Origin of the sequence: Streptomyces sp. NRRL WC-3549 (assembly GCF_000721935.1) — a bacterium.
Classification (GTDB): domain Bacteria; phylum Actinomycetota; class Actinomycetes; order Streptomycetales; family Streptomycetaceae; genus Streptomyces.
Genome location: NZ_KL585423.1, coordinates 47,035 through 49,070, shown reverse-complemented (window position 1 = coordinate 49,070; position 2,036 = coordinate 47,035). Strand labels below are relative to the sequence as shown.

Sequence of the window (2,036 nt, the reverse complement as noted above, 5' to 3'; positions counted from 1 at the left end):
CCGGAACCACCGAGACGGACGAGTACCACGAGGCGATGCGCGTCTTCTACGAGCGTCACGTCTGCCGGCTCAAGCCCTGGCCCCGCGACTGCCTGGCCTCGTTCTACGGGCCGGGGAGCCGGACAGCCGCTCACCGGCGCGGCGTCCGGCCTCCGTCCCGCCCCCGTCAGCGGCTCATCGGTGCCGCCTCCGGGGGCAGGTCCCCCGGAAGCAGCAGACGCAGGTCGTCCAGCCCCGGCGCCGACATCGCACCGATCCGGCCCGCCTGACGGGTCATCATGCCCTCAAGGATCTGGCGTGCCGTACGCGCGTTGCCGAAGGCGTGGTCGCGCGGCAGGGCGTCCACATAGCCGCGCAGAGCGGCCGTCACCTCCGGGGAGCAGTCGTAGCCGTAGTCGGAGGCCTGCTTGAACAGGATCTCCAACAGTTCGTCCGTGGAGTAGTTCTCGAACTCCACCGTCCGCGAGAACCGCGAGGCCAGACCCGGGTTGGAGTCGAGGAAGCGGCGCATCTCGCGTGTGTAGCCGGCGGCGATGACGACGACCTCGTCGCGGTGGTCCTCCATCAGCTTCAGCAGCGTGTCGACGGCCTCCCGGCCGAAGTCCGAGGTCGCACCCTCCGGGGTGAGCGTGTACGCCTCGTCGATGAACAGCACACCGCCCAGGGCCCGTTCGAACGCCTCCTTGGTGAGCTGCGCCGTGTGTCCCACGTACCGGCCCACCAGGTCGGCGCGGGCCACCTCGACCAGCTGGCCCTTGGGCAGGACGCCGAGGGAGCGCAGCAGGTCCGCGTACAGCCGCGCGATCGTGGTCTTGCCCGTGCCGGGGGGCCCGGAGAAGATGAGGTGGTTGCTGATCCTCGGGGTGGGCAGCCCGGCGGCCTTGCGCTGCTTCGCCGCGGTGAGCAGGTTGACCAGGGCGGTCACCTCGTTCTTGACCGCGGTGAGGCCGATCATGGCGTGCAGTTCGGCGAGCAGTTCCTCGGAGCCGGGGCCGTCGTCCGTCGGAGTGCCGGCATCCGTCGCCACGTCCTCGGGGAGCAGCAGGGTGAGATCGCTCTCCGCCGGGTTCTTCATGGAGGCGAGCCGGGACGCCTGCCGGTCCACCATCTCCTCGAACACCCGCCGCGCCGCACGGCCGTTGCCGAACGTCGCGTCACGCGGCATGCGCTCGTAGTGCAGGGCGAGGGCGTCCAGGGTCCGGGGGTCGAGTGCGTAGCGGTGCCCCGCGCACATGTTCTCGGTGATCGTGACCAGCTCGCCGACCGAGTAGTTGGCGAACTCGATGGTGCGGGTGAAACGGGAGGCCAGACCCGGGTTGGAGGAGAGGAAGGAGTCCATCTCGCCGGTGTAGCCGGCGGCGATGACGGCCACGTCGTCGCGGTGGTCCTCCATCAGCTTCAGCAGGGTGTCGATCGCCTCCCGGCCGAAGTCGGCGCCGGAGCCCTTGCTGTCGGAGTGCAGCGTGTACGCCTCGTCGATGAACAGCACGCCGCCGAGCGCCTCGTTGAACACCTCGGTCGTCTTGATGGCCGTACCACCGATGACCTGCGCCACCAGGTCGGCGCGGGAGACCTCCACCAGGTGCCCGGACCGCAGGACGCCCAGGCCCGCCAGGATGCCGCCGTACAGACGGGCCACAGCTGTCTCTTATACACATCTCTGCCGGAGAAGACCAGGTGGCGGCTCATCTGGGAGACGGGCATGCCCAGCTGGGTACGGCGCTGGTTGAGCTGGGTGAGGTTGACCAGGGTCCGCACCTGCTCCTTGACCTCGGTCAGGCCGACCAGCGACTCCAGCTCCTCCAGCGGGCCCTCCGGCTTCTTGGCCGAGTCACCGGCCCCGCCGTTCGCGGCGTCCGGCGGCAGGGTGTCGCCCCACGCGTCCGGTGCCACGTTGCCGGAGCTGTTCAGGTTCTCGACGGTGAGCCGCTCGTTCACCCTCGTCTGCTTGAGGCCCGCGCCGCGGTTGTCGCGGACGGCGCAGTCGGTGACGGTGACCGGCTCGGCGGTGTCGACGCGGATACCGTCGCCGACGT

Annotated in this window: 2 pseudogenes; one reads left to right on the top strand and one right to left on the bottom strand. The window is 70.0% G+C overall.

Annotated elements, in window-relative coordinates:
- Positions 1 to 104: pseudogene (locus IH13_RS44980) on the top strand (alpha/beta hydrolase); the annotation flags it as partial.
- A gap of 62 nt (positions 105 to 166) precedes the next feature.
- On the opposite strand, the pseudogene IH13_RS38470 reads toward IH13_RS44980, so the two are convergent.
- Positions 167 to 2,036 (bottom strand): annotated as a pseudogene (locus IH13_RS38470) (AAA family ATPase); the annotation flags it as partial.